The following is a 20,347-nucleotide window of genomic DNA, read 5'->3' on the forward strand; positions in this document are numbered from 1 at the left end:
AACGTGGCGGACCCGTCGGTCGTGGGCGGGGCGATCCTGCTGGTGGTGCTGTCGCTGTTCGGGTTCGATTTCGACACCGTCGGGAGGCGCCAGCCGGACGGCGGCGAGGACACCGTCGGGAGGCGCCAGCCGGACGGCGGCGAGGACACCGTCGGGAGGCGCCAGCCGGACGGCGGCGAGGACACCGTCGGGAGGCGCCAGCCGGACGGCGGCGAGGACACCGTCGGGTGACGACACGATCGATGCCCGTGCCGGAGGGGCTGGCGGGGATGCGGGTGGACGCCGGGCTGGCCCGGCTGCTCGGGCTGTCCCGGACGGCTGCCGCCGCGATCGCCGAGGAGGGCGGTGTCGAACTCGACGGAGCGCTTGCCGCCAAGTCGGACAAGCTGACCGCGGGCGCATGGCTCGAGGTGACCCTGCCCGAGGCGCCCGCACCGGTGGAGAACACCCCGGTCGACATCGAGGGCATGGAGGTCCTGTACTCCGACGACGACATCGTCGCCGTCGACAAGCCCCCGGGGGTAGCGGCGCACGCGACGGTGGGCTGGCACGGACCGACCGTGCTCGGCGGGCTCGCGGCCGCCGGCTACCGGATCAGCACATCGGGCATCCACGAGCGGCAGGGCATCGTGCACCGTCTCGACGTCGGCACCTCCGGGGTCATGGTGGTGGCGCTGTCCGAGCGGGCGTACACCGTGCTCAAGCGCGCCTTCAAACAGCGCACCGTCGAGAAGCGCTACCACGCCCTGGTGCAGGGCCACCCGGATCCGTCCAGCGGCACGATCGACGCGCCGATCGGCCGCCACCGCGGCCACGACTGGAAGTTCGCGGTCGTCGAGGGCGGCCGCAACAGCGTCACGCACTACGACACCTTGGAAGCTCACCAGGCGGCCAGCCTGCTCGACATCGAGCTGGAGACCGGTCGGACCCACCAGATCCGGGTGCACTTCGCGGCGCTGCATCACCCGTGCTGCGGTGACATGACCTACGGGGCCGACCCGACACTTGCGAAAAGGCTTGGGCTGGAACGGCAGTGGCTGCACGCGCGGTCCCTGGCCTTCGCGCACCCGGCCGACGGCAGGCGGGTCGAGATCACCAGCCCGTACCCGGCCGACCTGCAGCACGCGCTCGACGTCCTGCGGCAGCACGACCGGTGAGGTCGGGTCTGCTCTACGGCGCCGGCGCCTACGTGATGTGGGGGTTGTTCCCGGCGTTCTTCCCGCTGCTCAAACCGGCGGGTGCGGTCGAGATCCTCGCGCACCGCATCATCTGGAGTTTCGCGCTGATGGTCATTGTGGTCGCGTTGGTGCGGCGGCTCGGGGACCTGAGGCGCATCGACGGCCGCAGCTGGCTTCTTCTGATCGCCGCGGCCGGGTTGATCTCGGCCAACTGGCTGATCTACGTGTACGCGGTCAACAACGGGCATGTCGTCGACGCCGCGCTCGGGTATTTCATCAACCCGCTGGTGGCGATCGCGCTCGGGATGCTCATCTTCCGTGAAAAGCTCAACCGCTGGCAGTTCACCGCACTGGCGATCGCGGTGGTCGCGGTGGTGATCCTGACGGTGCAGGTGGGCCAGCCGCCGCTGGTGGGCCTCGGACTGGCGCTGTCGTTCGCGTCGTACGGCGCGGTCAAGAAACTCGTCCGCATCGATCCGCGGGTGAGTGTCGGGCTGGAGGCCGCGATCGCGGCGCCGTTCGCGCTTGCCTACGTGGTCGTCTTGCAGGCCGATGGCGGCGGCACGCTCACCGGCCACGGCGGCTGGCACGTCGTCTTGCTGATCCTGTCCGGCGTGCTGACCGCGCTGCCGCTGTTGCTCTTCGCCGCGGCCGCGCACCGGTTGGCGATGGTCACGCTGGGCCTGTTGTTCTACGTGACGCCGGCGATGCAGTTGTCCTGGGGGGTGCTCGTCGGCGGCGAGCCGATGCCGCCGATGCGGTGGGTGGGTTTCTCGTTGATCTGGCTGGCGCTGCTGGTGTTCACCACCGACGCGGTGCGCCGCACGCGTGCCGAGCGGAGGCTCTCCCAGCCGTGTCCGGTGTGAACTTTGCGTAATTTGCCGTTGACCGTCTGCCAGCTATGCCATAACGTTTGCCCGTGGAGATCGACACCGTCGCTGGGCCCGCGGTCCGCAAGCGTGGGCGTCCGGTGGGGGCCGACTCCGAGAAGACGCGTCGCACCATCGTGTGCGCCGCCCGGGACCTGATCGCCGAGCGGGGGTACCACTCGGCGACGTTCCAGCAGATCGCCGCCCGGGCGGGGGTCAGCAGGCCAACCCTGCACTACTACTACGCCAGCCGCGAGGAGCTCTACGAGGTGCTCCTCGTCGACGCGCGTGAACACGTGGACATGTGCGCCGCCGAGGCGATCCGCGCAGACACCCTGCTCGGGCAGTTGGGGGTGTTCAGCGCAGGCATGCACCGGCTGGCCACCGCGGAGCCGGCCCTGATGAGGATGGTCGTCACGGCCCGGATCGACCACCACCGCGGTACGCACCGCCACGAAGCCGCCACCGCCCTGGTGGCGGCCGTGCACGCGTTCTACGACGCCGTGGTCGTCGACGCGATCCGCCGTGGCGAACTGCCGCCCGACACCGACGCGCACGCGGTCGCCGACATGCTCGGCGCGCTGTTCTGGGGGCTCGGTTTCCACGCGGGTTTCGTCGGCGTGGCTGACAACGATGAGGACCGCTCGGAGATAGCCAGGCAATTGCTTCGTTTGCTCGCGTCCGGATTGCTGAATTCGCCGGAGCCGGCGTCCGTCGACGCGTGATCTGAAGAACGCGAGACACGCAGCCCGACACGCCGGGCGCTGTCGGTGGGCGGTCCTAGACTGGCTTCCCTATGAGCGGGTCATTCGTGCATCTGCACAACCACACCGAGTACTCGATGCTCGACGGTGCCGCGAAGGTCAAGCCGATGCTCGCCGAGGCCCAGCGGCTGGAGATGCCGGCGATCGGCATGACCGACCACGGAAACATGTTCGGCGCCAGCGAGTTCTACAACGCCGCCACCGATGCCGGCATCAAGCCCATCATCGGTGTGGAGGCCTACATCGCCCCGGCGTCGAGGTTCGACACCAAGCGCGTGCTGTGGGGTGACCCCAGCCAGAAGAGCGACGACGTGTCGGGCAGCGGCTCCTACACGCACATGACGATGGTGGCCGAGAACGCCACCGGGCTGCGCAATCTGTTCAAGCTGTCGTCGCTGGCCTCCTTCGAGGGGCAGCTGGGCAAGTGGTCGCGCATGGACGCCGAGATCATCGCCGAGCACGCCGAAGGCATCATCGCCACCACCGGCTGCCCGTCGGGCGAGGTGCAGACCCGGCTGCGGCTGGGGCACCAGCAGGAGGCGCTCGAGGCGGCCGCCAAGTGGCGCGAGATCTTCGGCCCGGAGAATTTCTTCCTGGAACTGATGGACCACGGTCTGGAGATCGAACGGCGGGTCCGCGACGGCCTGCTGGAGATCGGTCAGAAGCTCGGCATCCCGCCGCTGGCCACCAACGACTGCCATTACGTGACCCGCGACGCGTCCCGCAACCACGAGGCGCTGCTGTGCGTGCAGACCGGTAAGACGCTGTCGGATCCGACGCGGTTCAAGTTCGACGGGGACGGCTACTTCCTGAAGTCCGCGGCCGAGATGCGCGAGCTGTGGGACGGCCAGGTGCCCGGCGCGTGCGATTCGACGCTGCTGATCGCCGAGCGGGTGCAGTCGTACGCCGACGTGTGGACCCCGCGCGACCGGATGCCGGTCTTCCCGGTGCCCGACGGGCACGATCAGGCGTCCTGGCTGCACCACGAGGTGATGGCCGGGCTCGCGCGCCGCTTCGGCGGCGTGGCCGACGCGGTGCCCGGTGAGTACATCGAGCGCGCCGAATACGAGATCAAGGTCATCTGCGACAAGGGCTTCCCGTCCTACTTCCTGATCGTCGCCGACCTGATCAACTACGCGAAGTCGGTCGACATCCGGGTCGGTCCGGGCCGAGGTTCGGCGGCCGGGTCACTGGTGGCCTACGCGCTGGGCATCACGAACATCGACCCGATCCCGCACGGGCTGCTGTTCGAGCGGTTCCTGAACCCGGAACGCCCGTCCGCGCCCGACATCGACATCGACTTCGACGACCGCCGTCGCGGCGAGATGCTGCGCTACGCCGCCAACAAATGGGGCAGCGACCGCGTCGCCCAGGTCATCACCTTCGGCACCATCAAGACCAAGGCGGCGCTGAAGGACTCGGCCCGGGTGAACTACGGCCAGCCCGGCTTCGCCATCGCGGACCGGATCACCAAGGCGCTGCCGCCGCCGATCATGGCCAAGGACATCCCGCTGTCGGGCATCACCGACCCGAACCACGAGCGGTACAAGGAAGCCGCCGAGGTCCGCAGCCTGATCGACACCGACCCCGATGTGCGGACCATCTACGAGACCGCACGCGGCCTGGAGGGTCTGGTCCGCAACGCCGGAGTTCACGCGTGCGCGGTGATCATGAGCTCCGAACCGCTCATCGACGCGATCCCGCTGTGGAAGCGTCCGCAGGACGGCGCGGTCATCACCGGCTGGGATTACCCGTCCTGCGAGGCGATCGGCCTGCTGAAGATGGACTTCCTCGGCCTGCGGAACCTGACGATCATCGGGGACTGCATCGAGAACATCAGGGCCAACCGGGGTGTCGAGGTGGACCTGGAGTCGCTGGCGCTCGACGACCCGAAGGCCTACGAGCTGCTCGGCCGCGGTGACACACTCGGGGTGTTCCAGCTCGACGGCGGGCCGATGCGCGATCTGCTGCGGCGCATGCAGCCCACCGAGTTCAACGACATCGTCGCGGTGCTGGCCCTGTACCGGCCCGGCCCGATGGGCATGAACGCCCACAACGACTACGCCGACCGCAAGAACGGCCGGCAGCCGATCAAGCCGATCCACCCCGAACTCGAAGAGCCGCTCAAGGAGATCCTCGCCGAGACCTACGGCTTGATCGTCTATCAAGAGCAGATCATGTTCATCGCCCAGAAGGTCGCCTCCTACACCATGGGTAAGGCCGACGCGCTGCGGAAAGCCATGGGCAAGAAGAAGCTTGAGGTGCTCGAAGCCGAGTACAAGGGGTTCCGCGAGGGCATGACCGCCAACGGGTTCTCCGAAGGCGCGGTGAAGGCCCTGTGGGACACCATCCTCCCGTTCGCCGGTTATGCGTTCAACAAGTCGCACGCCGCGGGTTACGGGCTGGTGTCCTACTGGACGGCCTATCTGAAGGCCAACTACCCGGCCGAGTACATGGCCGGGCTGCTCACCTCGGTGGGGGACGACAAGGACAAGGCCGCGGTCTATCTCGCGGACTGCCGCCGGCTGGGCATCACGGTGTTGCCCCCAGACGTCAACGAGTCGGTGCAGAACTTCGCCTCCGTCGGCGACGACATCCGCTTCGGTCTGGGCGCGGTGCGCAACGTCGGCGCGAACGTCGTTGCCTCCCTTGTCAACACCCGCGCCGAGAAGGGCAAGTACACCGACTTCTCGGACTACCTCAACAAGATCGACATCGCCGCCTGCAACAAGAAGGTGACCGAGTCGCTGATCAAGGCCGGCGCGTTCGACTCGCTGGGGCATCCGCGCAAGGGGCTGTTCCTGGTGCACACCGACGCGGTCGACTCGGTGCTCGGCACCAAGAAGGCCGAGGCGATGGGTCAGTTCGACCTGTTCGGCGGTGGGGACGGCGGCACCGCTTCGGGCGACTCGGTGTTCACCATCAAGGTGCCCGACGAGGAATGGGAGGACAAGCACAAGCTCGCCCTGGAACGGGAGATGCTCGGCCTGTACGTGTCCGGCCATCCGCTCAACGGCATCGCCCACCTCCTCGCGGCGCAGGTCGACACCCAGATCCCGGCCATCCTGGACGGTGATGTCCCCAACGACACCCAGGTCAGGGTCGGCGGCATCCTCGCGGCGGTGAACCGTCGCGTCAACAAGAACGGCCTGCCCTGGGCGTCGGCGCAACTGGAGGACCTCACCGGCGGTATCGAGGTGCTGTTCTTCCCGCAGACCTACTCGATGTTCGGGGCCGAGATCGCCGATGACGTCGTGGTGCTGGTAGGAGCCAAGGTCGCGATCCGGGACGACCGCATCTCGCTGATCGCCAACGAGCTCGTGGTCCCGGATTTCTCCAGCGCGCAGACCAACCGTCCGGTCGCGGTCAGCCTGCCGACGCGGCAGTGCACCGTCGACAAGGTGTCGGCGCTCAAGCAGGTGTTGGCACGGCATCCCGGTACCGCACAGGTCCATCTCCGTCTGATCAGCGGAGAGCGCATCACCACGCTGGAACTGGACCAGTCGCTGCGCGTGACGCCGTCCTCGGCGCTGATGGGTGATCTCAAGGAGCTGCTCGGCCCCGGCTGCCTCGGCGGGTAGCCCGCCGGCGCGCCGTTTCAACTCGTGGCCCCCGGGTATCCGCGCCGGATTGCCGACCGGAAAGGCTACGAGTATGGACGCATTGACCTTCCTGCGCGCGGATCACAAGAGCGTGCTGGGCCTGCTGGAGGTTCTCGACGGCGCGTCCCCGGGATCTGCGGCCCAGGTGAGCGGCCTGAAAACCATGGTGATGAACCTTGTCATCGCGGAGTCACAACACGAGGCGATCGAGCAGCAGTTCTTCTGGCCGGCGGTCCGCGACGTGCTCGGAGACGACGGAGACGAACTGGCCGACCGTGCGATCGAGCAGGAACAGGCGGGGAAGAAACTGCTGCAGCGACTCGAAGACGGGTCGCCGGGCGAGCGCGACTACCACGAAGCCTTGCAGGAATTCGTCAAAGCCGGCCGCGAGCACATCAGATACGAACAGGACGTGGTGTGGCCGAGGTTCCGGGCGGCCGTCAGCCGCGAGAACCTCGAGACGCTGGGTGAAAAGCTGGAGGCGGCGAAGAAGGTCGCGCCGACGCGGCCACACCCCGACACCCCGGGCGGCTCCACCGTGCAGAAGACGATGGGTCTCGGCGCCGCGGTCGTGGACCACGTGCGCGACACGGTCAGTGGGCGGGAAGCCGAGAACCCGCCAGACCCACAGACGTACTGACCTCGCAGCGCAGGTCGGCGCCGTCACCACGGCGCCGACCTTGATCATGAATCAGGTTGCCGGACTGTGCTGTTCGTGGGTGAAAGGCTTCTCGCTGCGGACGGCGGGCTGGCCCTCCGGACACCGTTCCGCACCCTTGTTCTTGCGGGTCTCTCCGCCCAGCCACTGCTCGGCCGGCTTCTCGACGTACTCCCATTCCATGCCCTGCGGCCACGGCCCCTGGCCCTCGTTCCAGGGTCCCCGCACCGATCCCTGGCCGTTGGACATGTTGAAGGCGACGTTCTGGAAGCGGTCGTCGCCGGGCAGTTGTCCGGGCGGGAAGTTGACCGGCAACTCGTTGAGCGCGGCGGTGAACTGCTGGAAGTGGGTGACCTCCCGGGTCATCAGGAACGTCAACGTGTCCTGCACCCCCGGATCGTCGGTGAACTGCTTGAGGTACTCGTAGACGATCTTGGCCCGCGATTCCGCAGCCAGATTGCTGCGCAGGTCGACGGTCGGGTCACCGTTGGCGTTGACGAACGTGCCCTGCCAGGGCACGCCGGCGGAGTCCTTGACGTCGGGGCCGCCGCCGCTGAGCGTGAAGTACAGCGGGTTGACCGCGACGCTGTGGATGATGTCGTCGCGACCATCGCGACTGGCCATCGCCGGCATCCAGTCGCAGCGTTCATTGGCCATCTTCAGGTCGTCGTTGAGCCCGTCGAGGAGCATGGTGATCATCGATCCGACCATCTCCAGATGGCTGAACTCTTCGGTGGCGATGTCCATGAACAGGTCGTACATCTTCGGGTTCTTCTGCCGGAGCACGAAGGCCTGCGTGAAGTACTGCATCGCGGCTTTCAGTTCGCCGTTCGCGCCGCCGAACTGCTCCTGCAACAGTGTGGCGAACCGGGGATCCGGCTTGTCGACGCGTACCTCGAACTGAAGGTCCTTGTTGTGAATGAACATGAAAGGCTCCCGGGCTGATCGATTGACAGATCGGCGCCGGATACCCGAGAGGGTGGCCGTCAAACGGTCCGGACCCAGCCCGGACCGCGGCGATCCGGGCGGGCCCGATCAGGGGCGCTGCGAGCCGGCCAGGCCCAGGGTCAGCCACAGCACGGTGGCCGCGCCGGCTCCACTGAGAACGGCGGGACCAGCGGACATGGTGGCGGCGCCGACGACGACGAAGACGAAGAAGCCGGCCAGCAGGGAGATCACCTTGTACGCGGGCCACGGGACCCCGGCGATGGAAAACGACGTGGCCGGTCGGGCCACGATGGCTCGGAAATGTTCGGCGGTCGTCATGTGATCACGATAGCTCGCATCAAAGTTTTCGGCCACCCGAAACACCGGTTGTGGGCAGCACGACAACGGCGGTGTGGCCGGACGCCCTGCGCTCGGCCGGAACCCATTTCTCCCGGGGCGGGGTGCGGTGGCACCATTGTCCGGTGTCCGCTGAGCTGAGTAGCCGTCCCCGCATCGATCCCGCCGCGCCGCTGCGTGCCGCGGACATCGACGAGGCCGCTCAGCGAATTTCGGGGGTGGTCTCCAAGACTCCTCTGCAGCTCAGCGACCGGCTGTCGGCGCTGACCGGGGCGCAGGTGTACCTCAAGCGGGAGGATCTGCAGGCGGTGCGCTCCTACAAGCTGCGCGGCGCCTACAACCTGCTCATGCAGCTGAGCCCCGAGGAGATCGCGGCGGGTGTGGTGTGCTCGTCGGCGGGCAACCATGCGCAGGGGTTCGCGCTGGCCTGCCGGTCGATGGGGGTGCGCGGCCGGGTCTACGTTCCCGCCAAGACGCCCAAGCAGAAACGCAACCGGATCCTCTACCACGGCGGCGAATTCATCGAGCTGATCGTGGGCGGCAAGACCTATGACCTCGCGGCCCAGGCCGCCCTCGAGGACGTGGCACGTACCGGGGCCACGCTGGTGCCGCCCTACGACGATCTGCGCACCATGGCCGGCCAGGGCACGATCGCGGTGGAGATCCTCGACCAGCTCGGCGCCGAGCCGGACCTGGTGGTGGTTCCGGTCGGCGGGGGCGGCTGCATCAGCGGTATCACCACGTACCTGGCGGAGCGCACCGCGACGACGTCGGTGCTCGGGGTCGAGCCGGCGGGCGCGGCGGCGTTGGTCGCGGCGCTGGCCAAGGGGGAGCCCGTCACGTTGCCGCACGTCGACCAGTTCGTCGACGGCGCCGCCGTCGCGCGGATCGGTACCAAGCCCTTCGAGGCGTTGTCGGCGGCCGGCGACATGGTCTCGATCACGACGGTCGACGAAGGCGCGGTGTGCACCGCGATGCTGGACCTGTATCAGAACGAGGGCATCATCGCCGAGCCGGCAGGCGCGCTGTCGGTGGCCGCGCTGATGGACGCCGACATCGAGCCCGGCTCCACGGTGGTGTGCCTGATCTCCGGCGGCAACAACGACGTGTCCCGCTACGGCGAGGTGCTCGAGCGTTCGCTGGTGCACCTCGGCCTCAAGCACTACTTCCTGGTCGACTTCCCGCAGGAGCCGGGCGCGCTGCGCAGGTTCCTCGACGAGGTGCTCGGCCCGAACGACGACATCACGCTGTTCGAGTACGTCAAGCGCAACAATCGGGAGACCGGCGAGGCCCTGGTCGGTATCGAGATGGCATCCGCGTCGGACCTCGAGGGTCTGCTGGCGCGGATGAACGCCTCGGAGTGCCATGTCGAACTGCTCGAGCCGGGTTCGCCGACCTACCGCTACCTGACCTGAGACCGCAGAATCGCGACCGAGTGCCCGTCGAGGCGGGTGCTGCCGTCACCGACCGTCGGATCGCCCCACGCCAGCACGACGTCGCCGGTGACCGGGACGTCGACGCTGTCTGTGCCGAGGTTGCACGCGATCACCAGTGCGCCGCGGCGCATCACGAACCAGCGGGCGGCCTCGTCGTAGTCGACGTGCAGGTGGTCCAGCCACGGATCGGCCATGTCCGGATCGCTGTGGCGTAACGCGATCAGGCCGCGGTAGAACTCCAGCAGCCTGGCGTGGTCACCGGTGCCGACCTCGTCCCAGTTCAACTTCGACCGCTCGAAGGTCTGCGGATGCTGCGGATCCGGGATGTCGTCGGCGTCCCAGCCGTGCTCGGCGAACTCGCGTTTGCGGCCTTCCGCCGTCGCCCGCGCCAGTTCGGGTTCGGGGTGGGAGCTGAAGAACTGGAACGGCGACGACGAGGCCCACTCCTCACCCATGAAAAGCATTGCCGTGTAGGGCGATCCGAGCGCAAGCGCGGCTTTGACGGCGAGCTGCCCGGTGGTCAGGTTCTGGGAGGGCCGGTCGCCGATCGCGCGGTTGCCCACCTGGTCGTGGGTCAGGGTGTAGGCCAGCAGGCGGGTGGCCGGGATCGTGGCGGTGTCCAGCGGCCGGCCGTGCCGGCGGCGGCGGAACGACGAGTAGGTGCCGGCGTGGAAGTAGCCCTGCCTCAGCGTCTGTGCCAGTGTCTCCAGCGTGCCGAAGTCGCTGTAGTAACCCTGCCGTTCACCGGACACGGCAGCGTGGATCGCGTGGTGGATGTCGTCGTCCCACTGCGCGGTCATGCCGAGGCCACCGTGCTCGCGCGGGGTGATCAGCCGCGGATCGTTCATGTCGCTCTCGGCGATCAGCGCCAGTTGGCGGCCGAGTTCCCCTGCGAGCGCGTCGGTCTCGGCCGAGAGCTCTTCGAGGATGTGGACCGCGGTGGTGTCGACGAGGGCGTGCACGGCGTCGAGCCGCAGTCCGTCGGCATGGAAGACCCGCATCCAGCGCAGCGCACAGTCCAGGATGTAGCGCCGGACCTGGTCGGCCCCGGCGTCGGCGATGTTGATCGACTCACCCCACGGGTTGGACCCGCTGGACAGATATGGCCCGAACTTCGGCAGGTAGTTCCCCGACGGGCCGAGATGGTTGAAGACCGCGTCGATGAGCACCCCCAGGCCACGGGCGTGGCAGGCGTCGACGAACCGGATCAGCCCGTCCGGCCCCCCGTAGGGCTCGTGCACTGCGTACCAGAGCACACCGTCGTAGCCCCAGCCGTGGGTACCGCCGAACGCGTTGACCGGCATCACCTCGACGAAGTCGACCCCGAGCGCAACCAGGTGATCGAGCCTGTCGATCGCCGAGTCGAATGTGCCGCCGGGTGTGAAGGTGCCGATGTGCAGCTCGTAGATGACCGCGCCCTCGATCGAGCGCCCCGGCCAGCCGCCGTCGGACCAGGCCTCGGGTGCGGGTGCCCAGAGCTGGGAACGTTCGTGCACCCCGTCTGGCTGGCGCGGAGAACGCGGATCCGGCAGCACCTTCGGGTCGTCGTCGAGCACGAAACCGTACCGGGCTGCGGGCGCCGCGTCGACGACGGCGCGCCACCAGCCGTCCTCGCCACGTGACATCGGGTGCAGCGTGCCCTCGACGTCGAGCCGCACCTGTTCGGGCCGCGGGGCCCACACCGAGAACTCGTGATCAGGCATCGCCGGCCACCAGCAGGGCGACGGGCAGCGTGGCGAACAGGTCCGCAGCAGGCACGGACCCGCGGTGCGACGCGCCGGTCAGGCGGTCGGTCCAGGCGCCGTCGGGCAGTGTCAACGCCGTTTCGCCCCAACCTGTTTCGTCCAGGCGCGCGGTCCACCGGCTGGCCGCGACCACGACGTCGTCCCCACGCCGGAACGACACGACATGGTCGGCGGCCCGGCCGTCGGCGAGCAACGGGAGGTACCGGCCCGCCAGGAACGTGTCGGGCCGTTCCCGCCGCAGATGCAGCGCCGCGCGCACCACCCGGATCTTCGGGTGTTCCGCGGCGGCCAGCGCGTCACGCCGGGCCCGGTAGTCCACCGGACGCCGGTTGTCGGGGTCGACGAGGCTGTCCTCCCAGAGTTCGGTGCCCTGGTAGACGTCCGGGATGCCGGGCGCGGTCAGCGTGATCAACTTCTGGCCCAACGCGTCGTTGCGGCCGTGGGGGTCCAGGCGGGCCACCAACGCGCCCATCTCGGCCCCGACCGGGCCGTCGATGACCGTGTCGAGCCAGCTGTGCACGGCGGCTTCGAACTCGTCGTCGGGATCGTTCCACGAGGTGCGCAGCGCGGCCTCGCGGATCGCCTTCTCGGTGTAGCCGTGCAGGCGTTGCCGCACCGCGTCGGTCACGGTGCCGTCCGCGGGCCACACCCCGAAGATGTTCTGCCACAGGAAGAGGCCGGTGGCCGGGTCCGGGGGAGCAGCGCTGCGCTGCCATCCCCGCACCAACTCGGACCACAGAGACGGCACCTGCGAGAGCACCCCGATGCGGGCGCGCACGTCCTCGCCGCGCTTGGTGTCATGAGTGGTCAACGTGGTCATCGACTGCGGCCACAGCGCCGCGCGGACCGCGGCGCGCTGATGGAATTCCGCGGCGCTGACCCCGAAACGGTCGGGTTCGCCACCGACCTCGTTGAGCGACACGAGCCGCGCGTCGCGGTAGAACAGGCAGTCCTCCATCGACTTGGCGGTCGCGGCGCCACACAGTTGCTGGAGCCGGACCTCGACCTCGCGGTGGGGCAGCGCGCTCGCCAGCAACGCCAGCGGTTCCGCCAGTTCGGGTTGGGCGGAGGCGGTTTCGGCGAACGCCAGCGGTAGCACACCCGACAGTGCGCGGTAGTCGGACCGGTACACCCCGACGTGGCTGAGCAGCGCGGCGATCGACTCGGCAAGACGGTCGTGGTCTCTGCCGGTGACCGCCACGACGGTGCGGCGCAGCCTGGCGAGCTCGCTGGCGAGCGTGCCGGTGACGGTCTGCACCTTCAGCGCGCGCGCCCGGGTGTGGGCTGCCGAATGGTCGGCACCCGCCGCTTCGACCAGCGCGGTCAGGGCCTGCGCTCCGGCCGGGTCGACGAACACCCCGCCGCACTCGCGCAGTGCGTCGTAACCGGTGGTTCCCGCGACAGGCAGGCTGGTGTCCAGCGCCTCGTCGACGGCGAGGATCTTCTCGATCACGATCCACGCGCGCGGGCCGGCGAGTTCTCGCAGCCACTCCAGATACCCTGCGGGATCGGACAATCCGTCCGGATGGTCGATGCGGATGCCGTCCACCAGACCGTCGGCGAACCACCGCTTGACCTCGACGTGCGTGGCGTCGAACACCGCGCGGTCCTCCTGGCGCAGCCCCGCCAGAGAGGTGATCGAGAAGAACCGCCGGTAGCCGCAGACGTTGTTGCGCCAGCCGATCAGCTTGTAGTGCTGTCGGTCGTGCACCTGCGGGCCGGTGCCGTCCCCGGTGCCGGGCGCGACCGGCCAGATCCGGTCACCGAGCCGCAGCACGTCGCCGTCGACGGTCAGATCCGCGACGTCGTCGTCGGAGCCGAGCACCGGCAACACGATCCGGCCGTCCGGGTCCATCGTCCAGTCGATGTCGAAGAACGACGCATACCGCGAGTCACGGCCGTGGGTCAGCAGGTCCCACCACCACGCGTTCTGCTCGGGCGCCTCGACGCCGACGTGATTGGGCACGATGTCCACGACGACACCGAGTCCCGCATCGCGCGCCCTGCGCACCAGGCGTTCGAAGCCTTCCGCTCCGCCGAGTTCGGCGGAGACGGTGGTCGGATCGGTGACGTCGTAGCCGTGGCTGGAGCCTTCGCCGGCAGTCAGGATCGGGGACAGGTACAGGTGCGACACGCCCAGCTCGGCGAGGTAGTCGACCAGGTTCTCGGCATCGGCGAACGTGAACGCCGCACCGCTGGCCGGTCCGCGCATCTGCAGCCGGTAGGTCGAGAGCACATTCATGATCAGGCTGTCTTACGCAGAACGAGCAGTGAGCGGGCTTCCAGTGAGATGGTTTGCCCGGCAACCACTTCCAGCGCACTCACGCCCTTCGGGTCGGCCGTGTCGATGGCGCCGACCCACTCCTCGGCGTAATCACCGTCCGGGACGACGAAGTCCAGTGGCTCGTCGTGGGCGTTGAAGCACAACAGGAACGAGTCGTCGGAGACGCGTTCGCCGCGTTCGTTGGGTGCCGGGATGGCGTCGCCGTTGAGGAAGACCGACACGCATTCGAAACCCGAACCCCAGTCCTCCTGCGTCATCTCCCGCCCGGACGGATTGAGCCAGGCGATATCGCGGACCTGGTCGCCGGTGCGCAGCGGCTTGCCCTCGAAGAACCGTCTGCGGCGGAACACCGGATGGTCCTTGCGGAACTTGATCACTGTGCGGGTGAACTCGAGGAGGTCGGCGTTCTTCTCGCACAGCGACCAGTCCATCCAGGACAGCTCGGAGTCCTGGCAGTAGACGTTGTTGTTGCCCTGCTGGGTGCGGCCCATCTCGTCGCCGTGCGCGATCATCGGGGTGCCCTGGGAGAGCATCAGCGTGGCCATGATGTTGCGCATCTGCTTGCCGCGCAGCGCGACGATCGCGGGGTCGTCGGTCGGGCCCTCCACCCCGCAGTTCCACGAACGGTTGTGGCTCTCGCCGTCGCGGTTGTCCTCACCGTTGGCCTCGTTGTGTTTCTCGTTGTAGGAGACCAGGTCGGCCAGCGTGAAGCCGTCATGGCAGGTGACGAAGTTGATGCTGGCACTCGGCCGGCGGCCGGTGGCCTCGTAGAGGTCCGACGACCCGGTCAGCCGGGAGGCGAACTCGCCCAGGGTTGCGGGTTCTCCCCGCCAGTAATCACGCACAGTGTCGCGATACTTCCCGTTCCATTCGGTCCACAAACCTGGGAAGTTGCCGACCTGATAACCGCCTTCACCGACGTCCCACGGCTCGGCGATGAGCTTGACCTGGCTGATCACCGGGTCCTGCTGGATGATGTCGAAGAACGCCGAGAGCCGGTCGACGTCGTAGAACTCGCGGGCCAGCGTCGAGGCCAGGTCGAAGCGGAACCCGTCGACGTGCATGTCGAGCACCCAGTACCGCAGTGAGTCCATGATCAACTGCAGGGTGTGCGGGTGCCGGGCGTTGAGGCTGTTCCCGGTGCCGGTGAAGTCCTTGTAGTAGCGCAGGTCGCCGTCGAGCAGCCGGTAGTAGGCGGCGTTGTCGATACCGCGGAAGTTGATCGTGGGCCCGAGGTGGTTGCCTTCGGCGGTGTGGTTGTAGACCACATCGAGGATCACCTCGATCCCGGCGTCGTGGAACGCGCGCACCATCGCCTTGAACTCGGCCACCGCACCGCCGGCGTTGCGGGTGGCGGCGTACTGGTTGTGCGGAGCAAAGAAACCGAAAGTGTTGTACCCCCAGTAGTTTCGCAACCCGAGGTCGAGCAGGCGGTGGTCGTGCATGAACTGGTGCACCGGCATCAGCTCGATCGCCGTGACGTTCAATGACTTCAGGTGGTCGATGATCACCGGGTGCGCGAGGCCGGCGTAGGTGCCGCGCAGCTCCTCCGGAACGCCCGGATGCGTCTGCGTCATGCCTTTCACGTGCGCCTCGTAGATCACCGTGTCGTGGTACGGCGTGCGCGGCGCCCGGTCGGACCCCCACTGGAAGAACGGGTTGATCACCACGCTGGTCATGGTGTGGCCCAGCGAGTCGACCCGCGGCGGCACCCCGCCGCTGGCGGGGTCGTCGGCCTGCAGATCGTAGGAGTACAGCGCCTGCGAGAACTCGAAGTCGCCGTGGAACGACTTGCCGTAGGGGTCGAGCAACAACTTGCTGGGATCGCACCGGTGCCCGGCGCCGGGATCCCACGGGCCGTACACACGGAACCCGTAACGCTGACCCGGCGTGATGGTGGGCAGGTAGCAGTGCCAGACGAAGCCGTCGACCTCGTCGAGGTCGACACGCTGCTCACCGCCGTCCTTGCCGATCAGGCACAACTCGACCCGTTCGGCGACCTCGGAGAACACCGCGAAGTTGGTCCCCGCACCGTCGTAGGTCGCGCCCAGCGGATAGGGAGTCCCCGGCCAGACGGCATAGACGGACGAGTTCTCGGCCGACGGTATCAGCCCGACCACCACCCGGTGGCCGCGCCGATCTGGCGGCCGAGTTCGTCGGTCATCGTGCGCATGTACGTCGACGAGATGTGATGCGCATCGTGATACAGCAACACGTTCCCCTCCACGGCCCGGCAGTGGTCGGCGCGACACACCGCATCGCTCATGTCGAGCGGCTTGAGCAACGGGAACCGTTTGACGTAATCCAGTGTCGGGTTGCGATCCGACAGTACTTCGGATCGCTCGATGCCGCAGGAGACGGCGTCGCCGCCGTCGGCCAGGCAATCCGCCGGGAAGAAGGGTTCGCTGTCCCGCACCATCCACGGTGTGTCCCGCATGGCCAGTACCGGAATACGGTTGTCCGACAGCTCCTGCCAGATGCCGAGGTAGCCCGACGGCATCACGTCGCCCGGCTTGATGTTCCAGGGCCGGGTGGACGTGGTGAAGACGTAGTCAGGCTTGTCGGCGATGATCCTCGGCAGCACCCGGTCGTTCCACTGGCGGCACTTGGGATAGGGGTCGTTGTTCCCCATCACCAGCGGCATTTCCTCGGTGGTCAGCGGGCAGCCCATCTTGAGGTAGGTGACCACCCTGAAGTGGTGCACGTGGCCGAGTAGGTCCAGCGCGGTGATCCAGTGCTCGGCGTGCGAACCGCCGGCCAGCGCGATGGTCCTGGTGGCCGCCTTGTCGCCGTAGGTGCAGTTGATGATGCCGACGTTGTCGAAGTCGCTGATACATCCGTCGATGGTGGACTGCGGGATGTCGTCTTTGGCTTCGAGCACGGTCGGGCGCATCGGCAGCGTGGGCACCCTCGCGTTCTCGGTCAGTGCCCGCGCTCCGGGATAGTCGCGAAGGGAGAGTACGGACAGTTCCTTGCCGTTGGCCCGTAACACGGTGACGTGCTCGCGCCAAGTGAACGACGTCGCCGTCAGTGCCACCCCGAGGAGCACCACGGTGGAGCCCAGCACGATCGTGGGTCGGCGCAGCCGCGACCACCGCGGGACCTTCACCACCCGCGCGGCGGCCGCCGAGCCGCGGGCCCGCAGCGGCTCCTCGACGAAGCGGGTGGTCAGCCACGCGAGCACACCCGACACCAGCAGCACCGCCGCACCTTCGACGAAGTTGACCCGCGAGTTGCCGGTGTGGGCGAGGTAGAAGATCAGCAGCGGCCAGTGCCACAGGTACAGCGAGTAGGCCATCGCGCCCAGCGCCACGAAGGGTTTCGACGCCAGCAGCCGGTTCGGCGCCGGGATACGTCCCCCGGTGTGGGGGTCGGCGTACCGGTTGGCCGCGGTGAGGATGAACAGCAGTGTCGCACCCACCGGCACCAGCGCCCACGGGCCGGGGAACTCGCGCACCCCGTCGATCAGCGCACCGCAGGACAGGATCGCGCAGAGGGCGACGACGGCGAGCGTCGTGCGCAGCCACATCGGGCAGCGCACGTACGGCACCACCGCACCGACCAGTGCGCCGAGCAGCAGTTCCCAGGCTCGGGCGAAACTGTCGTAGTAGGCGGTGGCCTGCGCGACGTCGTGTGCGTTGATCGCGTACACGAACGACGCGATGGTCAGCGCACTGAGCAGCACCACGAACGCGCCGCGGGCGTAGCGGCCGAAAAGGCGGCGAAACAGCCACCCGGACAAGAGGATCAGCGCGAGAAAGGCGATGTAGAACTGTCCCTGCACGGACATCGACCAGATGTGCTGCAGCGGGCTGACCGTTTCACCGGCCCGCAGGTAGTCCGATGCCGTGTGGGCCAGTTCCCAGTTCTGGTAGTAGCCGAGGCTGGCCAGGCTCTGGTCGGCGAAGGTCTCCCAGCGCGTCTCGGGCTGGATCAGGATCGTCAGGACGGCCGACGCCGCCAGCACCACGACCAGGGCGGGCAGCAACCGCCGGATCAGCCGGGTGACCTCGGGTACGGGTCGCACCGCCACGCCGGGGGTCAACGCGCCCCGCAGCAACCGCCCGCCGAAGAAGAAGCCGGCCAGCACGAGGAAGACGTCGACCCCGCCGGACACCCGTCCGAACCACACGTGGAACACCGCCACCAGGGCGATGGCGACTCCGCGCAGACCGTCCAGATCGTGCCGGTAGAACACCGGTTGACGGATCCGCACACCGGCGCCGCGCACCGTGCGCGCAGCCGGGGTCGGGCCCGGGGCGGTGGGAGGCGCCGGCCGGACGGGGGCGAGGGTCATCATGGTCGACGGTTAATCTACCGAAGGTGCCTGCGTTGACGCCTACCGAGATCAGCACCATCGACGCCGCTCACATATGGCATCCGTACAGCCCGATCGGTATCGACGCGCTCGAGCCGGTGGTCGCGACCGGGGCGCGCGGGGCGTGGTTGACGCTCGTGCATCAGGGCCGTGAGGTCGAGGTGCTGGACGCGATGGCGTCCTGGTGGACCGCGGTGCACGGGCACGGTCACCCGGTGCTGGACGCGGCGATCAGCCGGCAACTGTCGACGATGAACCATGTGATGTTCGGTGGGCTGACCCACGAGCCCGCCGCACGGCTGGCGCAGCTGCTGGTCGAGGTCACCCCGGACGGCCTGGAGACAGTGTTCTTCAGCGACTCCGGTTCGGTGTCGGTGGAGGTCGCGGTCAAGATGGCACTGCAGTACTGGCGCAGCTCCGGCCACGGCGGCAAGAGCCGGTTGATGACCTGGCGCGGCGGATATCACGGCGACACGTTCACACCGATGAGCGTGTGTGACCCGCAGGGCGGCATGCACGAGCTGTGGACCGGGAAGAACTCCCTGCTCGCCGATCAAGTGTTCGCCCCGCCGGTGCCCGCCGGCTACGACCCCGGTTACGTCGACGCGTTCGCGCGGCAGTTGGCGGCCCACGCCCACGAGCTCGCCGCGGTGATCGTCGAACCGGTCGTGCAAGGCGCCGGCGGCATGCGGTTCCACGATCCGAGCTACCTGGCGGATCTGCGGCGCCTGTGCGACGAGCACGACGTGCTGCTGATCTTCGACGAGATCGCCACCGGCTTCGGCAGGACGGGCGCGATGTTCGCCGCCGACCACGCCGGGGTGAGCCCGGACATCATGTGCGTGGGCAAGGCGCTCACCGGCGGGTATCTGACGTTGGCCGCGACGCTGTGCACGCGCGGGGTCGCCGAGACGATCAGCGGCAACCCGCCGGGTGCATTGATGCACGGTCCGACGTTCATGGCGAACGCGCTGGCCTGCGCGGTCAGTGTGGCCTCGGTGGAGCTGCTGCTCTCGACCGGGTGGCAGGCACAGGTGCGCGGTATCGAGGAGGGACTCCGCGCCGGTCTGGAACCGGCTGCGGCGCTGCCGCACGTGGCCGACGTGCGGGTGCTCGGTGCGATCGGCGTGATCGAACTCGACCGCCCGGTGGACCTCGCCGTCGCGACGCCGGGCGCGATCGAGCACGGCGTCTGGCTGCGTCCGTTCCGGAACCTGATCTATGTGATGCCGCCCTACATCTGCACTGCCGCCGAGATCGGCCAGATCACCTCCGCGATGGTCGAGGTCGCGCGTGCACTAACCTGAACGGTGTTCAAGAACGGCTGCAAGCGAAGGAGCAGCGTGACACGCGTCGGTGTTTCCCCGTTGGCCTGGCTCGACGAGGTCGAGGCGCAGCGGCGCGCCGCCGGTCTGCGCCGCTCGCTGCGTACCCGTCCTCCGGTGGGCGCCGAACTGGACCTGGCCTCCAACGACTATCTCGGGCTCTCGCAGCATCCGCGCGTCATCGACGGCGGTGTGTCGGCGCTGCGCACCTGGGGTGCCGGATCCACCGGGTCGCGTCTGGTCACCGGCAACACCGAACTGCACGAGGCGTTCGAGGAGGCGCTGGCGGCGTTCGTCGGCGCCGAGGCCGCGCTGGTGTTCTCGGCGGGCTACACCGCGAACCTCGGCGCCGTGGTCGGGCTCTCGGGACCGGGATCGCTGTTGGTCTCCGATGCCCTGACGCACGCCTCGCTGGTGGACGCCTGCCGGTTGTCGCGGGCGCGGGTCGTGGTCACCCCGCACAACGATGCCGGCGCGGTCGAGCAGGCGCTGGCCAGCCGCTCGGAGGAACGCGCCGTCGTGGTCACAGATTCGGTGTTCTCCGCCGACGGCGACCTCGCGCCGCTGCGCGCACTGCACGCCGCGTGCCGCAGGCACGGCGCGCTGCTGATCGTCGACGAGGCCCACGGTCTGGGTGTGCGGGGTTCCGGCGGCCGCGGGCTGATCGACGAGGTCGGGTTGGCCGGTGCGCCCGACGTCGTGATGACCACGACGCTGTCGAAGGCGCTGGGCAGCCAGGGCGGGGTGGTGCTGGGCCCCGCCGCGCGCTGGTCACCTGCGCAACGGATGCCGTCTGCTTACGGCATCGAACAGATCCCCGCACCGCCCGGCGTCGATGCGGCGTTCGCGCTGACCCCGATGGGAGGGGACGGCGGTCAGCTCAT

At 68.4% G+C, this 20,347-nt stretch carries 14 protein-coding genes and 1 pseudogene; 9 read left to right on the top strand and 6 right to left on the bottom strand.

Annotated elements, in window-relative coordinates; all coding sequences use genetic code 11:
- The 6 genes and pseudogenes from ASJ79_RS28555 to ASJ79_RS28580 all read left to right on the top strand — a co-directional run.
- Positions 1–231 (top strand): annotated as a pseudogene (locus ASJ79_RS28555) (signal peptidase II); the annotation flags it as partial.
- A complete protein-coding gene (locus ASJ79_RS28560; RefSeq protein ID WP_067962664.1) occupies positions 228–1,157 on the top strand; it encodes an RluA family pseudouridine synthase in 930 nt (309 codons plus the stop codon). The pseudogene ASJ79_RS28555 and the gene ASJ79_RS28560, both read left to right, overlap by 4 nt.
- Positions 1,154–2,044, top strand: coding sequence for an EamA family transporter RarD (rarD, locus tag ASJ79_RS28565; protein WP_067962667.1), 891 nt, complete (start codon positions 1,154–1,156; stop codon positions 2,042–2,044). The genes ASJ79_RS28560 and rarD overlap by 4 nt, the downstream gene beginning before the upstream one ends.
- 53 nt (positions 2,045–2,097) lie before the next feature.
- Entirely contained in the window at positions 2,098–2,772 is a 675-nt protein-coding gene (locus ASJ79_RS28570) for a TetR/AcrR family transcriptional regulator (protein ID WP_067962671.1), read from the top strand.
- A gap of 71 nt (positions 2,773–2,843) precedes the next feature.
- Positions 2,844–6,392 (top strand): DNA polymerase III subunit alpha, encoded by a 3,549-nt coding sequence (gene dnaE / locus ASJ79_RS28575; protein WP_067962673.1) that lies wholly within the window; start codon positions 2,844–2,846, stop codon positions 6,390–6,392.
- 73 nt (positions 6,393–6,465) lie between these two features.
- The gene (locus ASJ79_RS28580; protein ID WP_067962676.1) at positions 6,466–7,053 is read left to right on the top strand and encodes a hemerythrin domain-containing protein; all 588 of its coding nucleotides are present in this window, start codon (positions 6,466–6,468) and stop codon (positions 7,051–7,053) included.
- A 51-nt stretch (positions 7,054–7,104) separates the two neighbouring features.
- Here the strand turns inward: ASJ79_RS28580 and ASJ79_RS28585 are convergent, their stop codons facing one another.
- Together ASJ79_RS28585 and ASJ79_RS28590 are read right to left on the bottom strand one after the other, a co-directional pair.
- Complete coding sequence (locus ASJ79_RS28585) at positions 7,105–7,998, bottom strand: manganese catalase family protein (protein WP_067962679.1); 894 nt, start codon at positions 7,996–7,998, stop codon at positions 7,105–7,107.
- A gap of 108 nt (positions 7,999–8,106) precedes the next feature.
- On the bottom strand, positions 8,107–8,337 hold the full coding sequence (locus tag ASJ79_RS28590; RefSeq protein ID WP_067962682.1) for a hypothetical protein: 231 nt from the start codon (positions 8,335–8,337) through the stop codon (positions 8,107–8,109).
- Between the two features lie 143 nt (positions 8,338–8,480).
- Between ASJ79_RS28590 and ilvA the strand changes: the two genes are divergently transcribed.
- Complete coding sequence (gene ilvA, locus ASJ79_RS28595) at positions 8,481–9,770, top strand: threonine ammonia-lyase IlvA (protein ID WP_067962684.1); 1,290 nt, start codon at positions 8,481–8,483, stop codon at positions 9,768–9,770.
- Here ilvA and treZ read toward each other — a convergent pair.
- From treZ to ASJ79_RS28615, 4 genes are read right to left on the bottom strand one after another with little or no spacing between them, the layout of a single operon-like run.
- Complete coding sequence (gene treZ / locus ASJ79_RS28600) at positions 9,758–11,494, bottom strand: malto-oligosyltrehalose trehalohydrolase (RefSeq protein ID WP_067962687.1); 1,737 nt, start codon at positions 11,492–11,494, stop codon at positions 9,758–9,760. The two genes, ilvA and treZ, sit on opposite strands and share 13 nt — an antisense overlap.
- Entirely contained in the window at positions 11,487–13,778 is a 2,292-nt protein-coding gene (gene treY, locus ASJ79_RS28605; protein WP_067962690.1) for a malto-oligosyltrehalose synthase, read from the bottom strand. The genes treZ and treY overlap by 8 nt, the downstream gene beginning before the upstream one ends.
- A 2-nt stretch (positions 13,779–13,780) precedes the next feature.
- Positions 13,781–15,943 (bottom strand): glycogen debranching protein GlgX, encoded by a 2,163-nt coding sequence (glgX, locus tag ASJ79_RS28610; protein ID WP_197420420.1) that lies wholly within the window; start codon positions 15,941–15,943, stop codon positions 13,781–13,783.
- A complete protein-coding gene (locus ASJ79_RS28615; RefSeq protein ID WP_067962693.1) occupies positions 15,928–18,120 on the bottom strand; it encodes an acyltransferase family protein in 2,193 nt (730 codons plus the stop codon). Before ASJ79_RS28615 ends, glgX begins: the two co-directional genes overlap by 16 nt.
- A gap of 23 nt (positions 18,121–18,143) precedes the next feature.
- Between ASJ79_RS28615 and ASJ79_RS28620 the strand changes: the two genes are divergently transcribed.
- Together ASJ79_RS28620 and ASJ79_RS28625 are read left to right on the top strand one after the other, a co-directional pair.
- Entirely contained in the window at positions 18,144–19,445 is a 1,302-nt protein-coding gene (locus tag ASJ79_RS28620) for an adenosylmethionine--8-amino-7-oxononanoate transaminase (RefSeq protein ID WP_067962697.1), read from the top strand.
- A 36-nt stretch (positions 19,446–19,481) separates the two neighbouring features.
- Positions 19,482–20,347: 8-amino-7-oxononanoate synthase (locus tag ASJ79_RS28625; RefSeq protein ID WP_067962707.1), on the top strand; the 866-nt coding region annotated here is incomplete at its 3' end.

Origin of the sequence: Mycobacterium sp. NAZ190054, assembly GCF_001545925.1 — a bacterium.
GTDB lineage: Bacteria > Actinomycetota > Actinomycetes > Mycobacteriales > Mycobacteriaceae > Mycobacterium.

Coding starts and splice junctions, on each gene's coding strand:
- dnaE (WP_067962673.1), top strand. CDS start 2,844: ATGAGCGGGTCATTCGTGCATCTGCACAACCACACCGAGTACTCGATG.
- ASJ79_RS28580 (WP_067962676.1), top strand. CDS start 6,466: ATGGACGCATTGACCTTCCTGCGCGCGGATCACAAGAGCGTGCTGGGC.
- ASJ79_RS28585 (WP_067962679.1), bottom strand. CDS start 7,998: ATGTTCATTCACAACAAGGACCTTCAGTTCGAGGTACGCGTCGACAAG.
- ASJ79_RS28590 (WP_067962682.1), bottom strand. CDS start 8,337: ATGACGACCGCCGAACATTTCCGAGCCATCGTGGCCCGACCGGCCACG.
- treZ (WP_067962687.1), bottom strand. CDS start 11,494: ATGCCTGATCACGAGTTCTCGGTGTGGGCCCCGCGGCCCGAACAGGTG.
- treY (WP_067962690.1), bottom strand. CDS start 13,778: ATGAATGTGCTCTCGACCTACCGGCTGCAGATGCGCGGACCGGCCAGC.
- ASJ79_RS28615 (WP_067962693.1), bottom strand. CDS start 18,120: ATGATGACCCTCGCCCCCGTCCGGCCGGCGCCTCCCACCGCCCCGGGC.